General features: G+C 65.1%; 20 protein-coding genes. 6 read left to right on the top strand and 14 right to left on the bottom strand.

The window, feature by feature from the left end; genetic code table 11:
- The 3 genes from ABB28_RS13985 to ABB28_RS13975 form a co-directional block, all read left to right on the top strand.
- On the top strand, positions 1 to 796 hold a 796-nt coding region (locus tag ABB28_RS13985; protein WP_338063058.1), incomplete at its 5' end, for a peroxidase family protein.
- A gap of 164 nt (positions 797 to 960) precedes the next feature.
- On the top strand, positions 961 to 2,223 hold the full coding sequence (locus tag ABB28_RS13980) for an AAA family ATPase (RefSeq protein WP_057509204.1): 1,263 nt from the start codon (positions 961 to 963) through the stop codon (positions 2,221 to 2,223).
- Positions 2,224 to 2,225: 2 nt separating this feature from the next.
- Positions 2,226 to 2,885 carry a hypothetical protein gene (locus ABB28_RS13975; RefSeq protein ID WP_057509203.1) on the top strand — a complete coding sequence of 220 codons (660 nt, stop codon included), beginning with the start codon at positions 2,226 to 2,228 and terminating at the stop codon, positions 2,883 to 2,885.
- A 28-nt stretch (positions 2,886 to 2,913) separates the two neighbouring features.
- Here the strand turns inward: ABB28_RS13975 and ABB28_RS13970 are convergent, their stop codons facing one another.
- Positions 2,914 to 3,321 carry an RNA-binding S4 domain-containing protein gene (locus tag ABB28_RS13970; RefSeq protein WP_057509202.1) on the bottom strand — a complete coding sequence of 136 codons (408 nt, stop codon included), beginning with the start codon at positions 3,319 to 3,321 and terminating at the stop codon, positions 2,914 to 2,916.
- Positions 3,322 to 3,502: 181 nt separating this feature from the next.
- Here ABB28_RS13970 and ABB28_RS13965 point away from each other — a divergent pair, with 181 nt between their 5' ends.
- Entirely contained in the window at positions 3,503 to 4,990 is a 1,488-nt protein-coding gene (locus tag ABB28_RS13965; protein WP_057509201.1) for an MATE family efflux transporter, read from the top strand.
- A gap of 76 nt (positions 4,991 to 5,066) precedes the next feature.
- Here the strand turns inward: ABB28_RS13965 and ABB28_RS13960 are convergent, their stop codons facing one another.
- The 8 genes from ABB28_RS13960 to ffh form a co-directional block, all read right to left on the bottom strand.
- Positions 5,067 to 5,447, bottom strand: coding sequence for a DUF6404 family protein (locus ABB28_RS13960; RefSeq protein WP_123700395.1), 381 nt, complete (start codon positions 5,445 to 5,447; stop codon positions 5,067 to 5,069).
- An 88-nt stretch (positions 5,448 to 5,535) separates the two neighbouring features.
- Complete coding sequence (gene rplS, locus ABB28_RS13955; RefSeq protein WP_057509199.1) at positions 5,536 to 5,943, bottom strand: 50S ribosomal protein L19; 408 nt, start codon at positions 5,941 to 5,943, stop codon at positions 5,536 to 5,538.
- Between the two features lie 157 nt (positions 5,944 to 6,100).
- Positions 6,101 to 6,859, bottom strand: a complete 759-nt coding sequence (gene trmD / locus ABB28_RS13950) for a tRNA (guanosine(37)-N1)-methyltransferase TrmD (protein WP_057509198.1) — start codon at positions 6,857 to 6,859, stop codon at positions 6,101 to 6,103.
- The gene (gene rimM, locus ABB28_RS13945) at positions 6,859 to 7,371 is read right to left on the bottom strand and encodes a ribosome maturation factor RimM (RefSeq protein ID WP_042612634.1); all 513 of its coding nucleotides are present in this window, start codon (positions 7,369 to 7,371) and stop codon (positions 6,859 to 6,861) included. The genes trmD and rimM overlap by 1 nt, the downstream gene beginning before the upstream one ends.
- A gap of 43 nt (positions 7,372 to 7,414) precedes the next feature.
- Positions 7,415 to 7,675, bottom strand: a complete 261-nt coding sequence (gene rpsP / locus ABB28_RS13940) for a 30S ribosomal protein S16 (protein ID WP_005415733.1) — start codon at positions 7,673 to 7,675, stop codon at positions 7,415 to 7,417.
- A 103-nt stretch (positions 7,676 to 7,778) separates the two neighbouring features.
- Positions 7,779 to 8,582 carry an aminotransferase class IV gene (locus ABB28_RS13935; protein WP_425479555.1) on the bottom strand — a complete coding sequence of 268 codons (804 nt, stop codon included), beginning with the start codon at positions 8,580 to 8,582 and terminating at the stop codon, positions 7,779 to 7,781.
- Positions 8,579 to 9,652 (bottom strand): NAD(P)H-dependent flavin oxidoreductase, encoded by a 1,074-nt coding sequence (locus ABB28_RS13930; protein WP_057509197.1) that lies wholly within the window; start codon positions 9,650 to 9,652, stop codon positions 8,579 to 8,581. Before ABB28_RS13930 ends, ABB28_RS13935 begins: the two co-directional genes overlap by 4 nt.
- A 43-nt stretch (positions 9,653 to 9,695) precedes the next feature.
- Positions 9,696 to 11,072, bottom strand: coding sequence for a signal recognition particle protein (gene ffh, locus ABB28_RS13925; RefSeq protein WP_057509196.1), 1,377 nt, complete (start codon positions 11,070 to 11,072; stop codon positions 9,696 to 9,698).
- A 120-nt stretch (positions 11,073 to 11,192) separates the two neighbouring features.
- On the opposite strand from ffh, the gene ABB28_RS13920 reads away from it, so the two are divergent.
- A complete protein-coding gene (locus ABB28_RS13920; protein WP_057509195.1) occupies positions 11,193 to 11,990 on the top strand; it encodes a cytochrome C assembly family protein in 798 nt (265 codons plus the stop codon).
- Positions 11,991 to 12,105: 115 nt separating this feature from the next.
- On the opposite strand, the gene radA is transcribed toward ABB28_RS13920, so the two are convergent.
- Positions 12,106 to 13,488 (bottom strand): DNA repair protein RadA, encoded by a 1,383-nt coding sequence (gene radA / locus ABB28_RS13915; protein ID WP_057509205.1) that lies wholly within the window; start codon positions 13,486 to 13,488, stop codon positions 12,106 to 12,108.
- Between the two features lie 172 nt (positions 13,489 to 13,660).
- On the opposite strand from radA, the gene ABB28_RS13910 reads away from it, so the two are divergent.
- Entirely contained in the window at positions 13,661 to 15,718 is a 2,058-nt protein-coding gene (locus ABB28_RS13910) for a putative bifunctional diguanylate cyclase/phosphodiesterase (RefSeq protein WP_057509194.1), read from the top strand.
- A 173-nt stretch (positions 15,719 to 15,891) separates the two neighbouring features.
- Here the strand turns inward: ABB28_RS13910 and cyoD are convergent, their stop codons facing one another.
- Genes cyoD through cyoA form a run of 4 tightly spaced genes read right to left on the bottom strand, consistent with a single transcriptional unit; the run spans position 15,892 to position 19,920 of the window.
- Entirely contained in the window at positions 15,892 to 16,236 is a 345-nt protein-coding gene (gene cyoD / locus ABB28_RS13905) for a cytochrome o ubiquinol oxidase subunit IV (RefSeq protein WP_057509193.1), read from the bottom strand.
- On the bottom strand, positions 16,236 to 16,874 hold the full coding sequence (gene cyoC / locus ABB28_RS13900; protein WP_057509192.1) for a cytochrome o ubiquinol oxidase subunit III: 639 nt from the start codon (positions 16,872 to 16,874) through the stop codon (positions 16,236 to 16,238). Before cyoC ends, cyoD begins: the two co-directional genes overlap by 1 nt.
- Entirely contained in the window at positions 16,871 to 18,868 is a 1,998-nt protein-coding gene (gene cyoB / locus ABB28_RS13895) for a cytochrome o ubiquinol oxidase subunit I (protein WP_057509191.1), read from the bottom strand. The genes cyoC and cyoB overlap by 4 nt, the downstream gene beginning before the upstream one ends.
- A gap of 2 nt (positions 18,869 to 18,870) precedes the next feature.
- Positions 18,871 to 19,920: a ubiquinol oxidase subunit II gene (gene cyoA, locus ABB28_RS13890; protein WP_057509190.1), complete on the bottom strand. Its 1,050-nt coding sequence runs from the start codon at positions 19,918 to 19,920 to the stop codon at positions 18,871 to 18,873.
- Positions 19,921 to 20,255 lie beyond the last annotated feature (335 nt).

Below are 20,255 nucleotides of genomic sequence, written 5' to 3'. Positions count from 1 at the left end.
GGTGTCCACTGCGTGGGCGTCGGCGTCGACCTTCCGTGGCGGTGACAAGCGCGGTGGCGCCAACGGGGCGCGCGTGCGCCTGGCCCCGCAGAAGGACTGGGCGGTCAACCAGCCGCAGCAGCTGGCCAAGGTGCTGGCCGCGCTGGAAAACGTGCAGGCCGACTTCAACGGCGCCGGTGGTGCCCAGGTGTCACTCGCTGACCTGATCGTGCTGGCCGGTGGCGTGGGTGTCGAGCAGGCGGCGAAGGCCGCTGGCCATGACATCAGCGTGCCGTTCACTCCCGGCCGCACCGATGCCAGCCAGGAACAGACCGACGTGGAGTCCTTCGCGGTGATGGAGCCGGCGGCCGACGGCTTCCGCAATTACCTCAAGGGCCGCTACAGCGTCCCCGCCGAAGCGCTGCTGATCGACAAGGCCCAGCAGCTGACCCTGACCGCACCGGAACTGACCGCACTGGTCGGCGGCCTGCGCGTGCTGGGCGCCAACGTGGACGGTGGCAAGGACGGTGTCCTGACCGATCGCGTCGGCACGCTGAGCAACGACTTCTTCGTCAACCTGCTTGACATGGGCACACAGTGGAAGGCCGCCGGCGATGGCTACGAGGGCAGCAGCCGCAATGGCGGTGGCACGCGCTGGAGCGCCAGCCGCGCCGACCTGGTGTTCGGCTCCAACTCGGTGCTGCGTGCGGTGGCCGAGGTCTACGCCAGTGCCGATGGCCAGAAGAAGTTCGTGCAGGATTTCGTCGCCGCCTGGACGCGGGTGATGGAACTGGACCGCTACGACCTGCACGGCTGAGGTCCTCAGGACCAAGTCAGGCAGCAAAGGGCGGGGTCGGACCGACAGGTCCGGCCCTCTTGCCTTCAAGGTCAGAACTCCGGGTAGTTCTCACACTCGGAGTTGGCGGCCCGCTACAATCTGGGCAACGGGCCATCGGGCCTGGCCTGCAGGACGTGTTTCCCGTGATCAAAGAAATCCAGATTGAGAACTTCAAATCGATCAAGAAGATGAAGCTCGAGCTGGGCCGAATTAATGTATTCATCGGCGAGAACGGGTCAGGCAAGAGTAATATTCTGGAAGCAATTGCGCTGGCCGGTGCTGCGGCGGCAGAGAAGCTCGATAACGAGTTCCTCGCGGCTCGCGGAATACGCGCAACTGAGCCGAGGCACATGCGCTCCGCCCTTCAAACCGCGAGCGCAGAGAACAAAATCGTTGTCGCGGTAAAGGCTCGAGATGAGGAGGCGTTCGAGTTTGACTTGCGACATGACGAAAAACCTTATTCAAGTTGGAAGCTGGAGCGGAAGACTGACACCAAAATAAGCGTCGAAGGCGAGCAGCTCGTCGTATTCCTTGAAGCCTTGTTGGCCAATAGGCGAACTGCGCTCGAACGTGTAACGGGGGAAAACAGTGAGCTACTGCGGGCTGAAATCCGTGAACTCGAATCGTATCTTGACGACGCTCGAAATCCGAACATTGAAGGTGATCCGGCGAATAAGCTTCAGCTCCGGATGACAGGCCCGGTTTTCCCCTACTCCGGCTCATCACGCAGATCCGGCCTTGCCTCGATTCGCGAATTCCTGATCTACTCTCCAGAGAATTCATCACTCCGCATGTTCCAGAGAGAGGGCCAAATTGAGCCACTCGGCATCAATGGCGAGGGACTTTTCAAGTTCCTTCAAGTGCTCGACTCCGATCAGCAGCATGCAGGCGTAGTTAAAAATATCAGCATGCGACTTCGTCTGCTTGATTGGTACGTAGACCTGCAGGTACCTTCTGCTGATACAAGCCACACCAACAGCATTGAAATAAGCGACCGTTATCTAAGTGTGGAATCAGGTACGCTCAATCAAGTGAGCTCCAATGAAGGCTTCCTGTTCCTGTTGTTCTACTTCAGCCTGTTCTCGACACAGCTTACTCCTGCCTTTTTCGCTATCGACAACGTCGACGCGTCGCTCAATCCGAAGTTGTGCGCGCACCTTGTTTCGGAGCTGGCGACCTTGGCCCGGGATAACGGCAAACAGGCGATCCTCACTACCCACAATCCCGCAACGCTCGATGGTTTGGACCTCAATGATGACGATCAGCGTCTGTTTGTGATCTCGCGCAACGAGGAAGGCGAGACACGGATCAAACGCATCCAGCAGAAGGAAGGCCGTGCCAGTACGATGAAGCTCTCCGCTGCCTTCATCGATGGCTATCTTGGTGGCCTGCCGAAGAATTTCTGACCATGGATCTGAGCTTTGCGCTGATCACTGAAGGCATTACGGACCAAGCTGCACTTGAGGCCATCGTGGCAGGGCATTACAAGCGCTTGGATCCGGACATAGAATGCGATTTCACGTTCGTCCAGCCCATAAGGGACAAGACGGACGAGTCACTGCAAGGCAACTTCGCGGGCTGGGAGCGCGTGCTGGAAAAATGTAGCACCCCTGACGTCGCCCGCAACGCCCTGGCTTATAGCGACTACCTGATCGTTCAAATCGATACCGACGTCGGTGAGCAGCGGAATTTCGGTCTGGCCTTGACCGAGAATGGCGTAGACATAGATGAAACCGGTTTAATCACCGCCGCCAAGGCGATAATAGTCGATCGATTCGGCGAGGTCTGGGAAGAAATACGCGACCAGACCATCATGGCAATCTGCGTCCACTCCCTCGAGTGCTGGCTGCTGGTGCTGCATGCGCCGGCACAGGATGCGTGCTCGACCAAGGGATGCGAAGCGCGCTTGAGCAGGGTCCTCGCCCGCCAGAACGTGGTTTTCGACAAAGAGCACGACACCTACCGTCGGCTGTCTCGTAATTTTCGCAAACCCAGGCACCTGGCCGCCGCGCAGGTCCGTAGCATCAGCTTGGACACGTTCTTGCGCAGCCTTCCCCGCCCCGGTTGAAGACAGGCGGCTCGCGGCCACCGCGCGCTCAAAGCGCGTCCAGATCCCCCAGCGCCCGGATCAATTTGCGCGCCCGCTTGTCCGGCTTGTGCTCCGGAGCCTTGTAGCCATCGCGCGCGGCAATGCGCACTGCACGCTGTTCGGCACGACGCGCCTGGGATGCCTCGGTTTCCGCATACAGCTGCTGGGCCACCGGTGCCGGACCGCGCTGGTCGCTCAACGCGGCCACCGCGATCTCGAAATGCTCTTCACCGCGCTCGATGGTCAACTGCTCGCCGACCCGTACCGCGCGCGAAGACTTCGGCCGCTGGCCGGACACGGCCACCTTGCCGGTTTCAATTGCCTGCTTGGCCAGGCTCCGGGTCTTGAAGAATCGTGCCGCCCACAACCAGATATCCAGGCGGACGCTGGGCTGCGGCAGGGAAAGCTCGGTCATCGACAGGGGTTGCTCCATCAGCAGTTGGGGGGGCACGTCTGATCAGGAGATGTGGCCGTGCACCGCGCAATCAAGCGTCGCCGCGCCTGGGGTGCGGCCGCGGCCGGTGAATGATTCACCGGCACATCCTGCAGACCCGTCAGGTGCTAGTGTGCGCGCACGCCCGCATGATCTCCGACCCATGGCAAAAGCGCCGCTCGACCTCACTTCCGGCCCGATCGGGCGCAACCTGCTGCTGTTCTCGCTGCCGATCCTGGCGGGCAACATCGCGCAGTCGCTGAACGGCTCGGTCAACGCGGTCTGGGTCGGGCGTTTCCTCGGCGAAGCGGCACTGACCGCGACGGCCAACGCCAACAACATCATGTTCTTCCTGATCGGCTCGGTGTTCGGCATCGGGATGGCCTCGACCATCCTGATCGGCCAGGCGATGGGTGCCAAGGACATCGGCCAGGCCCGGCGGGTGATGGGCACCAGCGCGACCTTCTTCATCGGCCTGTCGGTGGTGATCGCGGTGGCCGGCTGGTTCCTCGCCCACCCGCTGCTGGCGGCGATGGGCACGCCGGCCCCGTCGCTGCCGCTGGCCGAGGCCTACCTGAAGGTCATCTTCCTGGCGATGCCCACGCTGTACGCGTTCGCTTTCCTCAGCGCGGCGATGCGCGGCGCGGGCGATTCGCGTACCCCGTTCCGCTTCCTGCTGGTGTCCGTGGCACTGGATATCGTGTTCAACCCGCTGCTGATCTTCGGCCTGGGCCCGCTGCCGGAACTGGGCATTGCCGGTGCCGCGTGGGCCACGCTGATCGCGCAGACGCTGTCGTTGATCGCGCTGCTGCTGTACATGCGCCACAAGCGCCACGTGCTGTGGCTGGGGCGCAAGGACATGGCGCTGTTCAAGGTCGATCTGCCGATCCTGAAGGCGCTGGTGATGAAGGGTGTGCCGATGGGCCTGCAGATGGTGCTGATCTCGCTGTCGATGATCATGCTGATGACCATGGTCAACCAGTACGGAACCGATACCGCCGCCGCCTACGGTGCATCGTTGCAGTTGTGGACCTACGTGCAGATGCCGGCGATGGCGATTGGTGCGGCGTGTTCGTCGATGGCCGCGCAGAATGTCGGTGCGCAGTTGTGGGGCCGCGTGCGGGCCACCGCGCGCCAGGGCGTGCTGTTCAATTTCCTGCTGACCGGCGTGCTGATCGCGCCGTTGATCCTGCTTGACCGCTACACGCTGGCGCTGTTCCTGCCCGATGGCAGCCAGGCGCTGCAGGCGGCACGACATCTCAACCACATCGCGGTGTGGTCGTTCCTGTTCTTCGGCGTCAGCTTCGTGATCTCCGGCGTGGTGCGCTCCACCGGCGCAGTGCTGGCGCCGCTGCTGATCCTGGCCGGGTCACTGTGGGGCGTGCGGGTGCCCTTTGCCGAACTGCTGCAGCCGTACCTGGGCGTGGATGCGATCTGGTGGAGTTTCCCGGCCAGCTCACTGGTGTCGATGCTGCTGTCGCTGGCCTATTACCGCTGGGGCGGATGGCGCAAGGCCAGGATGCTGGACAGCCCCGCGCATGGCACGCCGGCCGAAGTCCCGGCCAGTCCGCCGTCGCCGGTGGCCGATCCGGATGCCGCGCTGGAAATCGCCGCACCGGCAGCGGTATCGCCGGCCGCACCGCCGCGCTGAGGCTGCCCGCAGGCGGCCATGTCCCGCTGGGCTCGCCGACCATGGGTCGGCGCTACCGAAGGTTGTACGGCTGGCGTCAGGGCGCGATGTCTTTCCACAGCGGCAGGCCGAGGCGCTGGCGCTGGTAGCGCAGCATGACTGCCATCAGCACGCCGAATGCCAATCCGGCCAGCACGGCCGTGGTGACCATGCCCAGCCCGGTCATGCCGGTACTGCGCCACAGCATCAGCCACATCACCGTGCCCCAGCCGATGCCGAACCACGCACCGGTGGTCAGTACATTGGTGGCGAAGCCGGTCAGGATCGGGGGGGCAACGCCCCAACCCAGCCGCCAGAACAGGCGGTACAGCGGCGGCGCGGACATCGAGCGTTTCACGCCAGCGGCGTCCAGCTGCTGCAGCGCGTGGCGCACCTGTGGCGGATAGCGTTCGGAAATCGGGGGAGTAGACGTATTCATCCCCGGAACATAGCCGCTGCGCGGGCGCAAACGCAAACGGCCGCCCGAAGGCGGCCGTTGCGGCGACAACCGGAGTTGTCGGCAGATATTACTGGGCAGCCTTGGCAGCCAGACGGGCGATCTTCGCCTGTGCAGCAGCAGCCAGATCTTCCTTGATGCGGGCAGCCTTGCCTTCCAGGCCACGCAGGTAGTACAGCTTGCCGGCGCGGACCTTACCACGACGCTTCACTTCGACCGAGTCGATGATGGCGCTGTGGGTCTGGAAGACGCGCTCGACGCCGTAGCCGTGCGAGATCTTGCGCACGGTGAACGAGGAGTTCAGGCCGCCGTTCTTGGTCGCGATCACAACGCCTTCGTAGGCCTGGACGCGCTCACGGTTGCCTTCCTTCACCTTCACGTTCACGACGATGGTGTCGCCCTGGCTGAACTTCGGCAGTTCGCGGGTGATCTGGGCGGCTTCGAAGTCCGCGAGAATGGTTTTGTTCAGCTTGCTCATGGGTTACACCGATTCATATGTTCGGGTGGGCGTGTCATTCGACAGCGTAGGGCTCATGCGGTCACTGGACTGTGCCGCACGTTTATTATGTATGGAGCACATCGACCAGTACGGGCGATGGTAATTCGCAATGATATCCCAATACGGGACGCCCTTGCTAGGGGGTCTTGTCGCTTTCCAGTCCGTCCCGGGCCTGCGCCAGCAGCTTCCGGTCGGCCTTGTTCAGGGTGGACTCGTCAAACAGTTCCGGCCGTCGCTGCCAGGTCCGCAGCAGCGACTGCTGCCTGCGCCAGTTGGCGATGGCGGCATGGTTGCCCGAACGCAGCACATTCGGCACGTCGCCCAGCGGATGCTGGGCCGGCTGGCTGAAATGCGGGCAATCGAGCAGCCCCAGTTCCCCTTCGAAGCTGTCCTGGGCGGCGGATTCGGCGTCGTTCAACGCGCCCTCCTGCAGCCTGGCGACGGCGTCGATGATCACCGCCGCACCCAGCTCTCCGCCGGACAGCACGTAATCGCCGAGGGAAATTTCCTCGTCGACCGCGCCGGCCAGGAAGCGCTCGTCGATGCCTTCGTAGCGGCCACAGAGCAGGATCATGCGCGGCAGCGCCGCCAGTTCGCGCACCTTGGCCTGGGTCAACGGGCGTCCCTGCGGACTCAGGTAGATCACCGGCGCCGGGGTCGGGTCCGCCGCGCGAACCGCGGACAGGCAGGCCTGCAGCGGTTCGATCAGCATCACCATGCCCGGCCCGCCGCCGAACGGACGATCGTCCACGCGACGGTAGTTGCCTTCGGCGTAATCACGCGGGTTCCAGCCGTGCAGGCTGAACAACGCTTTTTCCTGCGCCCGGCCGACCACGCCCAGTCCGGCGGACTGGGCAAGGAATTCCGGGAACAGGGTGATGACGTCGAACCGCATCAGAAGTCCGGATCCCAGTCGACGATGACCAGGTTGGCATCGAAGTCCACGGACTTGACGAACTCCGGCTGGACGAACGGGATCATCCGCTCACGGTCGCCGCGGGTGACCAGCACGTCGTTGGAACCGGTGGAGAACAGGTGCGACACCTGGCCCAGCGATACCCCCTCGACGGTCTTGACGTCCAGGCCTTCCAGGTCGACCCAGTAGTACTCGTCCGGCTTCGGCGGCGGCAGCGAACTGCGTGCCACGTAGACCTCGGTACCGCGCATGGCCTCGACCACGTCGCGGTCATCCACGTCCGGGAACCGGGCAATCAGGTGCTTGCCGGTATCGCGGCCGCGGACGCCGGAAACCGTGGATTCCTGCCCCGAGGGGCTGACCACGATCCACGGCTGGTAATTGAAGATGGCAGAACGCGGCTCGGTCCAGGACTCGAGCTTAAGTTCGCCGCGCACACCAAAAGCGCCGGCAACCCTGCCCAGCAGGATCCGGCGCTCGATATCTTTCATCTGCGTATGCCAGATGGGCCGCGACGGGCGCGGCCCTTCAAGATCAGGCCGCAGCGGCCTGGGACTTGGTCGCTTCCTTGATCAGGTTGCGGACCTTGTCGGTCGGCTGGGCGCCGTTCTTGACCCAATGGTCAACGCGGGCCAGGTCCAGCTCGATGCGCTTCTCGGCACCCTGTGCAACCGGGTTGTAGAAACCGACGCGCTCGATGTTGCGGCCGTCGCGGGCGCTACGGACGTCGGTCACGATGATGTGGTAGAACGGACGCTTCTTGGCGCCGCCGCGGGTCAGTCGAATCTTGACCATGGTGTATTTTCCTATGTAACCCAGTCGCCAGGATGGCGCGGTAAGCCGACGATTATAGCGGCAGGTTCGGCCCAAGCCAACCCCAGCCTGCCTTTCCGGCCCTTCACGCCCGCAGCGGCTGCCACGGCACCCCGGCCATCACCGCCCTGCCCTGCCCCGCCAGGGCTTCGGATCCTGCCAGCGCGCGGCCATCAATGGTCGCCAGCGGCCAGATCCCGCTGGCATTGCAGGCAAATGCCGCCTGTATTGCGTCCAGCTCCACGGAGTCGACCGCCCTCACCACCTGCGGCTGCTCCCAATGCTGCCGCAGCAGCGCCTCGGCGGTACCACGCAGCGCCGGGGCCTGCGGCCATACCAGCTGCTGCCCATCATGCAGTGCGATATTCCAGGTGCTGCCTTCACTGACCAGTCCTTCCGCGGTCAGGAACAGCGCATCGTCGAAGCCGGCGGCCATCGCCTCGCGCCGTTGCTGGAACAGGCCGAAGGTACCCACGTGCTTGATCGCCGGGAGGTCGCGCTGATACCGCACGCTGCAGACAGCGCGCGCAGCGCTCAGCCGCACGGGCGCGGACACCGCCACCAGCACGTCCGCAGCCACAGTGGCGAGCGGGGCGCGGAAATCAAAAGCGCGGGAAAACACCGTCACCCGCAGCGATGCATCGGCCACGCCGGCCAGGTGCAGCGCCTGCGCCATCCAGCGCTGCACCTGGCCCTCATCCAGCACGCTGCCGAACAGCGCCTGGGTTGCATGGGCCAAGCGCTGCAGGTGCAGGTCCAGGCCCTGCACCGCATGGCCGCGCACCTGCAGCGAAGTGAAGTGGCCGTAGTTGACCAGGGCCGCGCCCAACGCCGCCGCATCGGCCGGCTGGCCATTGCAGAACAGCGCGCTGCTGCCCGTCGCGCTCACAGGCGCGCCTGCGCGTCCTGCCACCAGCGCTGCAGCACGGCAGCGGCCGGTTCTGCAGGCGCCATCCACGCCGACTGCCCGGCCCAGGCCTGCATCGATGCCAATCGGTTCTCATGCGCAGCCTGCGAACGCATCGCAGCGGTCAGCCCGCGCTGCACCGGGTACGGCCGCGGCGGCGGCGCATCGGCGGCGGCCGCAGCACGGACGTAATCGGTGGCCAGCCCGCGTCCCAGCCGGCCACTGAAGGCACGCGTGGGCCAGGTATCTTCCGGTTCACTGGCCGCCAGCGCGTCGGCCCATGCCGGCGCGATCGCCGCCTCCGGGGTCCGCAGGAACGCGGTGCCGATCTGCACCGCGCTGGCGCCCAGGGTCAGCGCGGCGGCGATGCCGCGGCCGTCGGCGATACCGCCCGCGGCGATCACCGGGATATCCAGATGGTCGACCAGGCGCGGCAACAACGAGAACAGGCCCACCAGCTGGCGTTCGGCCTGCGCCGGATCAAACGCGCCGCGGTGTCCGCCGGCCTCGAAGCCCTGCGCCACCACGGCATCGGCACCGGCTGCCTGCGCCTCACGCGCTTCAGCCAGGGTGGTCGCACACGCGATCCAGGCAATGCCGGCCTGCTTCAACTGCTGCACCTGGCCCTCGCCGAGCACGCCCATGATGGTGGACAGCACGGCCGGACGCGCGGCCAGCACGGCGTTGAACTGTTCATCGAAGTCGGCCGGACCGGCATCGCCGGCACCGGCCGGCACCTCCGGCCCCCACTGCGCCAGCAGCGCGCGGGTCGCCGCTTCGGCGTGCACATCGCGCAGCGCCGGGGCGTCGGGAATCCACAGGTTCACCTGCGCCGGGCCGCTGCTGCGGCTGCGGAAGTCATCCATCCAGCGACCGATATCGGCCGCCGGGGAAAGCACGGCGCCCATCGCCCCCATGCTGCCGGCGGTTGCCAGCGCCGCCGACAGCGGCACCGGACAGGCGCCGGCCATCGGCGCCAGCAGGATCGGCAGCTGCAGGTTGAAGCGTTGGCAGAAGCGTTCTACGCGGCCGGCAATTCCATCATCACGCATGCATCGAGCCTCTTTTCAGGAGTCCGTGCGGGGCCATCCGGCATCAGCGGAACGGCAGGCCGCGGCCGCCCATGGCGCCCATCATGCCCTTCATGCTGCGCATCATGCCCTTCATGCCGCCGCCGGCCATCTTGCTCATCATCTTTTCCATCTGCATGTACTGCTTCATCAGCTTGTTGACGTCGGCCGGCTGGGTGCCCGAACCGCGCGCGATGCGGGCACGGCGCGACCCATTGAGCAGGCCCGGATTGCGCCGTTCCTTCTTGGTCATCGAACTGATGATGGCGATCATGCGCGGCACTTCCTTGCCCTGGCTGACCTGCGCCTTGAGGTGCTCGGGGATCTGCCCCAGGCCCGGCAGCTTGTCCATCAGGCCACCGATGCCGCCCATGTTCTGCATCTGTTCCAGCTGGTCGCGCATGTCGTTCAGATCGAACTTCTTGCCCTTGGCGACCTTCTCGGCCAGCTTCTGCGCCTTGTCCTTGTCGACCTGCTGCTCGACCTGCTCCACCAGCGACAGCACGTCGCCCATGTCCAGGATGCGGCTGGCGATACGGTCCGGATGGAACACATCCAGGCCGTCCGGCTTTTCGCTGACACCGACGAACTTGATCGGCTTGCCGGTGATGTAACGCACGCTCAGCGCGGCACCACCACGGGCGTCACCGTCGGTCTTGGTCAGCACCACGCCGGTCAGCGGCAGGGCATCGCCGAAGGCCTTGGCGGTGTTGGCCGCATCCTGGCCGGTCATCGCATCGACCACGAACAGGGTTTCGGCCGGGTTGACCGCCGCGTGCAGGGCCTTGATCTCGGCCATCATCGCTTCGTCGATCGCCAGGCGGCCGGCGGTATCGACGATCAGCACGTCCACGAAGGACTTGCGGGCGTCATCGATCGCCGCGCGCACGATGGCGTCCGGCTTCTGGTCGGCGCTGGAGGCGAAGAACAGCACGCCGACCTGTTCGGCCAGCGTCTTCAGCTGCTCGATCGCGGCCGGACGGTAGACGTCGGCCGACACCACCATCACCTTCTTCTTGCGCTTTTCCTTCAGGTGCTTGGCAAGCTTGCCCACCGTGGTGGTCTTGCCCGCACCCTGCAGGCCGGCCATCAGGATGATCGCCGGGGCCGGCACGTTGAGGTTCAGGTCGCTGGCTTCGGCGCCCATCACGTTGGTCAGTTCATCGCGGACGACCTTGATCAGGGCCTGGCCCGGGGTCAGCGACTTCAGCACTTCCTGGCCGACCGCACGCTCCTTGATGCGTTCGATCAGCGCCTGCACCACCGGCAGGGCGACGTCGGCTTCCAGCAGCGCGATGCGCACCTCGCGGGTGGCGTCGCGGATGTTTTCCTCGGTCAGGCGGCCGCGGCCGCGCAGGCGCTCGATGGTGCCGGAAAGGCGCTGGGTCAGGGACTCGAACATGCGATGCAACCTGTCTGGAACGGGGGACAATGAGGCAGACAGTATAGCCGGTCGCCCCGGCGACCCGGGCGCGCGCGATGGGCCGTCGCCACTGCGTTGGGGGTGTGCGAAACTTCTACGATGACAATCGTTCTCATCGCAGCCCTGCTCTACCTGACCGCCACCGCCCTGCTGGTGCGCGCGGTCGGCAGCGATGCGCCCCGCCCGGGCCGCGGCTGGCTGGCCGCGGCGGTGCCGGCGATGCTGCTGCACGCCGGCTACCACGTACAGGTGGCGCTGCAGAACGCCGGCGGGCCGGACATGCACTTCTTCGCCGCGCTGTCGCTGGTGGGCCTGGGCATGGCCGGGCTGACCTCGCTGGTCGGCGCGCGTGGCCGCATGGCCGCACTCGGCGTGGTGGTGTTCCCGCTGGCGGTGGTGCTGCTGGCCGCCTACCACGGCTATGGGCATGAACCGAGCAAGGAGCTGGGCTGGCGGCTGGCCACCCACGCCTGGCTGGCGCTGCTGTCCTACGCCACGCTGAGCATCGCCGCGCTGCTGGCGATCATGCAGTGGCTGCAGGAACGCGCCCTGCGCCGCCGCGAATTCCGTCCCTGGCTGCGTGCCCTGCCGCCGCTGGCGGACCTGGAATCGCTGCTGTTCCGGGTGATCACCGTCGGTTTCTTCCTGTTGACCCTGACGCTGGTGACCGGCGTACTGTTCGTCGATGACCTGCTGGCGCAGAAACTGGTGCACAAGACCGTGCTCAGCGTGCTGTCGTGGGTCGTGTTCGGCGTGCTGCTGATCGGCCGCCGTCGTTACGGCTGGCGCGGGCTGAAGGCCGTGCACTGGACCCTGAGCGCGATGCTGTTGTTGCTGCTGGCGTTCTTCGGCAGCCAGTTCGTGATCGAACTGGTCTTCGGGCATACGACCCGGTAAAAACGGCGGGTTGTATGCGCACGCATTCTGATCCGGAGCCGGTAGCGCCGAGCCGTGCTCGGCGGACACGCCCGCCACGTTCGAGGAAGCCGCCGGGCGTGGCTCGGCGCTACCGCTACTGCGCAGCCGCTTCCAGCGCCTCGGACAGGCGCTCGACCGCGATCACTTCCATGCCTTTGACCGTGCCGCCCTTGGGTGCGTTGGCCTTGGGCACGATCGCGCGCTTGAAGCCATGGGTGGCCGCTTCGCGCAGGCGGTCCTCGCCGTTGGGGACCGGGCGGATTTCGCCGGACAGACCCACTTCGCCGAAGGCGATCGTCTTCTCCGCCAGCGCGCGGTCCTGCAGCGATGACAGCACCGCCAGCAACACCGGCAGATCGGCCGCGGTTTCCTGCACGCGGATGCCGCCGACCACGTTGACGAACACGTCCTGGTCGCCGACCAGCACCCCGCCATGGCGATGCAGCACCGCCAGCAGCATCGCCAGCCGGTTCTGTTCCAGGCCCACCGCCACGCGGCGCGGGTTGGACAGCGGCGAGGCGTCCACCAGCGCCTGCACCTCCACCAGCAACGGCCGCGTGCCCTCGCGGGTGACCATCACGCAGGATCCCGGCTGGCGCGTGCTGCCGCCGGACAGGAAGATCGCCGAAGGGTTGGAGACCTCTTTCAGGCCCTTGTCGCCCATCGCGAACACGCCCAATTCGTTGACCGCACCGAAGCGGTTCTTGAACGCGCGCAGCAGGCGGAAGCGGCTGCCGCTCTCGCCTTCGAAATACAGCACCGCATCGACCATGTGCTCCAGCACGCGCGGGCCGGCGATGCCGCCTTCCTTGGTCACGTGGCCGACCAGGAACACCGCGGTGCCGGTTTCCTTGGCAAAGCGCACCAGCCGCGCGGCGCTTTCGCGCACCTGGCTGACCGAACCCGGCGCGGCGGTCAGCGATTCGGTCCACAGGGTCTGGATGGAGTCGGCCACGATCAGCCGCGGCTTGGCCTTGCCGGCATGCTGCAGGATGGTCTCCACGCAGGTTTCGGCCAGCGCGTTGACGCCCTCCAGCGGCAGCTCCAGGCGGTGCGCGCGACCGGCTACCTGGGCCAGTGATTCCTCGCCCGTGACGTACAGCACCGGCAGTTCGGCCGCCATCAGGGCCACCGCCTGCAGCAGCAGGGTCGACTTGCCGATGCCCGGGTCACCGCCGACCAGCACCACCGCGCCCTCCACCAGGCCACCGCCGAGCACCCGGTCGAACTCGCCGATGCGGGTGGTGACGCGGATGTGGTCGGTCTGCGCCACGTCCTTCAATGCGGTGACCTTGGGCGGATCGATCTTGCCGGCCCAGCCACTGCGCCGGGAGGCCGGGGCGCCGGCGGCGGCCGCGCTTTCCACGACGATTTCCGACAGCGTGTCCCAGGCCTTGCACTCGGTGCACTGGCCCTGCCATTTGCTGTAGTCGGCGCCACATTCGCTGCAGACGTAGGCGGTGCGGCTCTTGGCCATGATCATTCCGGTTGCGCGTTGGATGGCGAGCATAGCCGAGCCCCGTCGCAACCGCTGCGACCGGCCCTGGCGATCGGGGGACGGCAGCGTGATGTTCCGCTCAGGTTCGGCACCGAACGGCCGATACCATGTGCGCCGCCCTGCGCGCCCTCTCATTTTCCAAGGATTTCCCATGACTGGCAGCTACAGCCAGAGCCTCGTCTTTTTCTCGCTGCTGGTGGCCGTGCTGGCCTCCTACACGGCGCTGGACATGGCAGGCCGACTGGCCACCGCGCAAGGGCGCGTCGCGCGCTGGTGGCTGGCCGGCGGCGCCGCTGCGATGGGCCTGGGCATCTGGTCGATGCACTTCATCGGCATGCTGGCCTTCAAGCTGCCTATCCCGGTCGGCTTCGACCTTGCCATCACCCTGTACTCGCTGGCGGTATCGGTGGGCGCGTCGGCGTATGCGCTGTGGCTGGTCTCGCGCCCGCAGCTGCCGACCCGCCGGCTGGCCGCCGGCGCGGTGTTGATGGGCCTGGGCATCGCCGCGATGCATTACCTGGGGATGGCCGCGATGCGCATGCAGCCGGGCATCGATTACGACCCGCTGTGGTTCACCGCCTCCCTGCTGATCGCCATCGGTGCGGCCGGCGCGGCGCTGTGGATCGCCTTCCGCCTGCGCGTTGAAGGCCGCAATACCCGTCGCCTGCGCGGCGCCGCCTCGCTGGTGATGGGCCTGGCCATCGTCGGCATGCACTACACCGGCATGGCCGCTGCCCGCTTCCCGGCCGACAGCCTGTGCGGGGCGGTGATCGACGGCGGCATCGATGCGCAGTGGCTGGCGGTACTGGTCATCGTCACTACCCTGGGCACCATCGGCATCGCGCTGGTGGCTTCGCTGTTCGACCGCCAGATGCGCGAACGTACCGGCCTGCTGGCCGAGTCGCTGGAACGCGCCAATGACAAGCTGCTGCAGGCCGCGCTGCACGATCCGCTGACCCAGCTGCCGAACCGTTCGCTGCTGCAGGATCGCATCGAACAGTCGATCGAAAAAGCACGCCGGCGCAACCACGCGGTGGCGGTGATGTTCTGCGACCTCGACGGCTTCAAGACCGTCAACGATGCCTACGGCCACCAGCTCGGCGACCGCCTGCTGGTCAAGGTGAGCCAGCGCATCGGCTCGCTGCTGCGGCCGCAGGACACCCTGGCGCGCCTGGGGGGCGACGAGTTCGTGATCGTGCTGGCCATCGACGAACCCGACGATGCGGTGGTGGTGGCAGAGCGCATCATCGCCGCCGTGGCCGAGCCCTTCCTGATCGAGGCAGCCGAACTGCAGGTCACCGCCAGTTTGGGCATCGCGCTCTATCCGGAAGACGCCGGCGACGAGCGCGAACTGATGGCCAACGCCGATGCGGCGATGTACCACACCAAGCAGGGAGGGCGGAACGGCTACACCTTCTTTACCCCGTCCATGCAGGTCAGCGCCAACCGCCAGCTGCGGCTGCTGCAGGACCTGCGCAAGGCGACCGAACGCGGCGAGCTGCTGCTGCACTACCAGCCCAAGTTCGTGGCCGCCGGCACCCCGGCGGTGGGCGCTGAAGCCCTGCTGCGCTGGCAGCACCCGGAGCTGGGCATGCTGGCGCCGGACATCTTCATCCCGATCGCCGAACGCAGCGGCCTGATCCTGCCGATCGGTGACTGGGTACTGGACCAGGCCTGCGCGCAGCTGCGTGCGTGGCACGACGCCGGCAACCCGCACTGGACGATGGCGGTGAACCTGTCGCCGTTGCAGTTCGCCGCGCCCGGACTGGTGGAAACGGTGAAGGAAACGCTGGAACGGCATGGGCTGGATGCCAGCCGGCTGACCCTGGAAATCACCGAAACCACGGCGATGAAGAACGTGGAAACCAGCCTGCAGATCCTCAACGCGCTGACCGCGCTGGGCGTGCGGATTTCCATCGATGATTTCGGCACCGGGTACTCCAGCCTGCTGTACCTCAAGCGCATGCCGGCCACCGAACTGAAGATCGACCGCGCCTTCGTGCGCGACCTGGAAGACAACGCCGAAGATGCGGCGATCGTGTCCTCGATCGTGGCACTGGGCCGCTCGCTGCAGTTCAACGTGGTCGCCGAGGGCGTGGAAACCGCCGGCCAGCGCGACTACCTCAGCAGCCTGGGCTGCGACCAGCTGCAGGGCTACCACCTGGGTCGCCCGATGGCCGCGGACGAGTTCCTGCGCAAGGTCGCCTGAGGGCTCTCTTGGTGGAGGGTGGGTGACGACCGTTGGTCGTCACGCTGTTGCTTTTGCACACGGCAGGATCGTGACGACCAACGGTCGTCACCCACCACGAGCGGCCGTCACTACCCAGCAAAAAGGCCACCCCGAAGGGTGGCCTTTTCGTTTGCGGCAACGTCGCGGAGACGTCAGTGCATCATGTGCACGTTCATGTTGTGCATGACCCACAGGGTGCCGGCGACGATGATGCCGATCACCACGACGGTGAACACCGCTGCGTTGACGTTCCAGCGGCTTTCCGACGAGCGGTCCAGGTGCAGGAAGAACACCAGGTGGACCAGCATCTGCAGTACCGCGGTCACCGCGATCACCACGCCGCTGACGGTGCGGGAGAAATCACCCGACATCACCACCCAGAACGGGATGACGGTCAGGATCACCGCCAGCACGAAGCCGATCAGGTACGACTTGACGCTGCCGTGGCTTTCGCCGCCGGCGCCGTGGCCATGGTCGTGTGCGTTGTCATGTGCCATTACAGCGCTCCATTGAGGTAGACGACGGAGAACACGCCGATCCAGATCAGGTCCAGGAAGTGCCAGAACAGGCTCAGGCACGCCAGGCGGGTCTTGTTGGTCGCGGTCAGGCCGTTCTGCTTGACCTGGATGAACATCACCAGCAGCCACAGCAGGCCAGCGCTCACGTGCAGGCCGTGGGTACCGACCAGGGCGAAGAACGCCGACAGGAAGGCACTGCGGTCCGGACCGTACCCCTGGTGGATCAGGTGGTTGAACTCCCAGACTTCCATGCACATGAAGCCGAAGCCCAGCAGCCAGGTGATGCCCAGCCACAGGTACAGCTGGCCGACCTTGTTCTTGTGCATGGCGATCATGCCCAGGCCGAAGGTCAGCGAGGAGGTCAGCAGCAGCGCGGTTTCCCAGGCAACGAACGGCAGCTCGAACAGGTCGCCCGGGCCGGGGCCGCCGTCGGTACCACCGACCAGCACCACGTAGGTGGCGAACAGCGAAGCGAAGATGAGGCAATCGCTCATCAGGTACACCCAGAAACCGAAGACGGTGTTGCCGCCGGTGTCGTGGTGCTCGTGCTCGTCATGGCCATGGGCCGCCGCGTGCGCGGCGTGCCCGTGGTTCACGGTTGGGGTATGGGTGCTCATGCCTTCAGCTCCGACTTGACCAGGCCCTGGGCAACCAGGTGCTTGCGGTGTTCGTTTTCGATGCGCTCCACTTCGGCGGCCGGGACCCAGTAGTCCACGTCCTTGTCGAAGGTGCGGTAGATGAACGTGCCGATCATGCCGACCAGGCCGATGATGGCCAGCCACCAGATGTGCCAGATCATCGCAAAGCCGAACACCATGCTGAAGGCACCGATCACCACGCCCGTGCCGGTGTTGCGCGGCATGTGGATGTCGGAGTACTTGGCCGGCTTCGGCCAGGCTTCACCACGCTGCTTGCGTGCCCAGAAATCGTCCAGCTCGGTGACCTGCGGCAGCGTACCGAAGTTGTAGAAGGCCGGCGGCGAAGAGGTTTCCCACTCCAGCGTACGCGCATCCCACGGATCGCCGGTCAGGTCCATGTTCTTCTTGCGGTCGCGGACCGACACGAAGATCTGGATGACCTGGCACAGGATGCCGGCGCCGACGATGAAGGCACCACCTGCAGCGATCAGCAGCAGCGGCTCGTAGGCCGGGTTGACGGTGCTCTGCAGGCGACGGGTCATGCCCATGAAGCCCAGCACGTACATCGGCATGAAGGTCACGTAGAAGCCGATGAACCAGCACCAGAAGGCACACTTGCCCCAGAACTCATTGAGCTTGAAGCCGAACATCTTCGGCCACCAGTAGGTGATGCCGGCGAACATGCCGAACACCACGCCGCCGATGATGACGTTGTGGAAGTGGGCGATCAGGAACAGGCTGTTGTGCAGCACGAAGTCGATGGCCGGAATCGCCAGCATCACGCCGGTCATGCCGCCGATGACGAAGGTGATCATGAAGCCGATGGTCCACAGCACCGGGGAGGTGAAGTGCACGCGACCGCGGAACATGGTGAACAGCCAGTTGAAGATCTTCACGCCGGTGGGAATGGAGATGATCATCGTCGTTATGCCGAAGAAGGCATTGACGTTGGCACCCGAACCCATGGTGAAGAAGTGGTGCAGCCACACGATGAAGGACAGCACGCCGATGGCGGCCGTGGCATACACCATGCCCTTGTAGCCGAACAGCGCCTTGCGCGAGAACGTTGCGATCACTTCGGAGAACACGCCGAAGGCCGGCAGCACCAGGATATAGACTTCCGGGTGGCCCCAGATCCAGATCAGGTTGATGTACAGCATGGCGTTGCCGCCACCGTCATTGGTGAAGAAATGCGTGCCCAGGTAACGATCCAGGGTCAGCAGCACCAGGGTGATGGTCAGCACCGGGAAGGCGGCGACGATCAGGATGTTGGTGATCAGCGCGGTCCAGGTGAAGATCGGCATCTGCATCAGCTTCATGCTGGGCGTACGCATCTTCAGGATGGTAATGAAGAAGTTGATGCCGCTCAGCGTGGTACCCAGGCCTGCGACCTGTAGTCCCCAGATGTAGTAGTCCATGCCGACGCTTGGACTGTACTCGATGCCGGACAAGGGCGGGAATGCCAGCCAGCCGGTGGCGGCGAACTCGCCGATCCAAAGCGACAGCATGATCAGCACCGCACCGGACACGAACAGCCAGAAGCTGAGCGAGTTCACGAACGGGAACGCGACGTCGCGCGCACCGATCTGCAGCGGCACGGCCAGGTTCATCAGGCCGGTGATCAGCGGCATCGCCACGAAGAAGATCATGATCACGCCGTGGGCGGTGAAGATCTGGTCGTAGTGGTGCGGCGGCAGGTAACCCTCGGACCCGCCGACGGCGATGGCCTGCTGGGTACGCATCATGATGGCGTCGGAGAAACCGCGCAGCAGCATGACGAAGGCGACGATGAGATACATCACGCCGATCTTCTTGTGGTCCACCGAGGTGAACCACTCCTTCCACAGATAACCCCACAGCTTGAACTTGGTGATCAGGGCGACAACGCCCAGGCCACCAAGAACCGCGCCGATCAACGTCGTCAGGACGATCGGATCGTGGGGGATCGACTCAATAGAGAGTTTACCCAGCATGTTCATTCTCCCGAGCCCTCGTGGCCGGAGTGGCCCGCGTGCTCGTCGTTGGGGGTTTCATCGGCATCCAGGTTCACGCCGGAAGCCTTGGACTCGTGGTCATCCATCGGGCCGTGGCCTTCGTGGCTTTCCATCGTGCCCGCGTCAGCCGCAGCGGCACCGGGGTGCTTGTGCTTCATGCCGTAGTGCTGGTTGTCACCCATGTGCTTGGCGATGACCCAGTCGAACAGGCCGTCTTCCACCTGACCGTAGTAGGTCACCGGGTGCCAATCAGAGTTGCGGTCAGCGCCCAGCGCGTTGAACACGGTCTTGTCCAGGCGGCTGCCCTGCTCGGCACGCACCTGGTCGACCCATGCGCGGTATTCCGGTTCGGTAACCGAATGGGCGGTGAAATGCATCTTGGCGAAGCCGGCACCGCTGTAGTGCGAGGACATGCCCGGGAATTCACCGGTCTCGTTGGCGATCAGGTGGAGTTTGGTCTCCATCGCGGCCATCGAGTAGATCATGCTGCCCAGATGCGGGATGAAGAACGCATTCATCACGGTATCGGAGGTGATCTTGAAGTTCAGCGGGGTGTTCACCGGGAACTTGATCTCGTTGACCACGGCGATCTTTTCTTCCGGATAGACGAACAGCCACTTCCAGTCGAGCGAGATGGCCTCGATCACGACCGGCTTGACGTCCGATTCAATCGGGCGATACGGGTCCAGCGCGTGGGAAGACCGCCAGGTCAGCACGGCCAGCACCAGCACGATCATGCAGGGGATCGACCAGACCACCACTTCGATCGCGGTGGAATGCGACCAGTTCGGCTCGTAGCGAGCCTTGGTGTTGGAAGCGCGGTACTTCCAGGCGAACGTCAGGGTCATGATGATGACCGGGACGACGACCAGCAGCATCAACACGACAGCCGTGATCAGCAGGGTCTTCTCATCCTGGCCGATCTGGCCCTTCGGATTCAGGATGGCCGTGTTGCAGCCGGTGAGAAACACCGCCAGTGCGAACAGCAGGCCCGGACGCAGCATGCGTCCAAGGGTTTTCAACGGAATCATCGGTCGATCCAATTGCGAGGGAATGCCACCCCGCCCTGCCCAGTCCGGCAAAAGCCGGCCCGACCTGCCAAGGATCGACGGGTTCGGAGAACGGGGGAAGAGTCAGCCTTTCAAGTTTAGGCCGTCACCGCCCATTTAAGAAAGCCATTGACATTGATCTGACGCAGTTTTCGACGTTTTCGGCCTGCGACACGTTGTCGCAGCCGCCTGTCGCAGGGCGCATGTGGCCCGAAAAGCGCACCCGATGGGCGACGACTTCACCCCTGCGGTGACCTCAGCCCCAGTGGGTGACGACCTACCCCGGTGGGTGACGACCGTTGGTCGTCACAGCCCCT

Source organism: Stenotrophomonas chelatiphaga (assembly GCF_001431535.1).
GTDB classification, from domain to species: domain Bacteria; phylum Pseudomonadota; class Gammaproteobacteria; order Xanthomonadales; family Xanthomonadaceae; genus Stenotrophomonas; species Stenotrophomonas chelatiphaga.
This window is presented reverse-complemented; position numbering and strand designations above follow the sequence as displayed.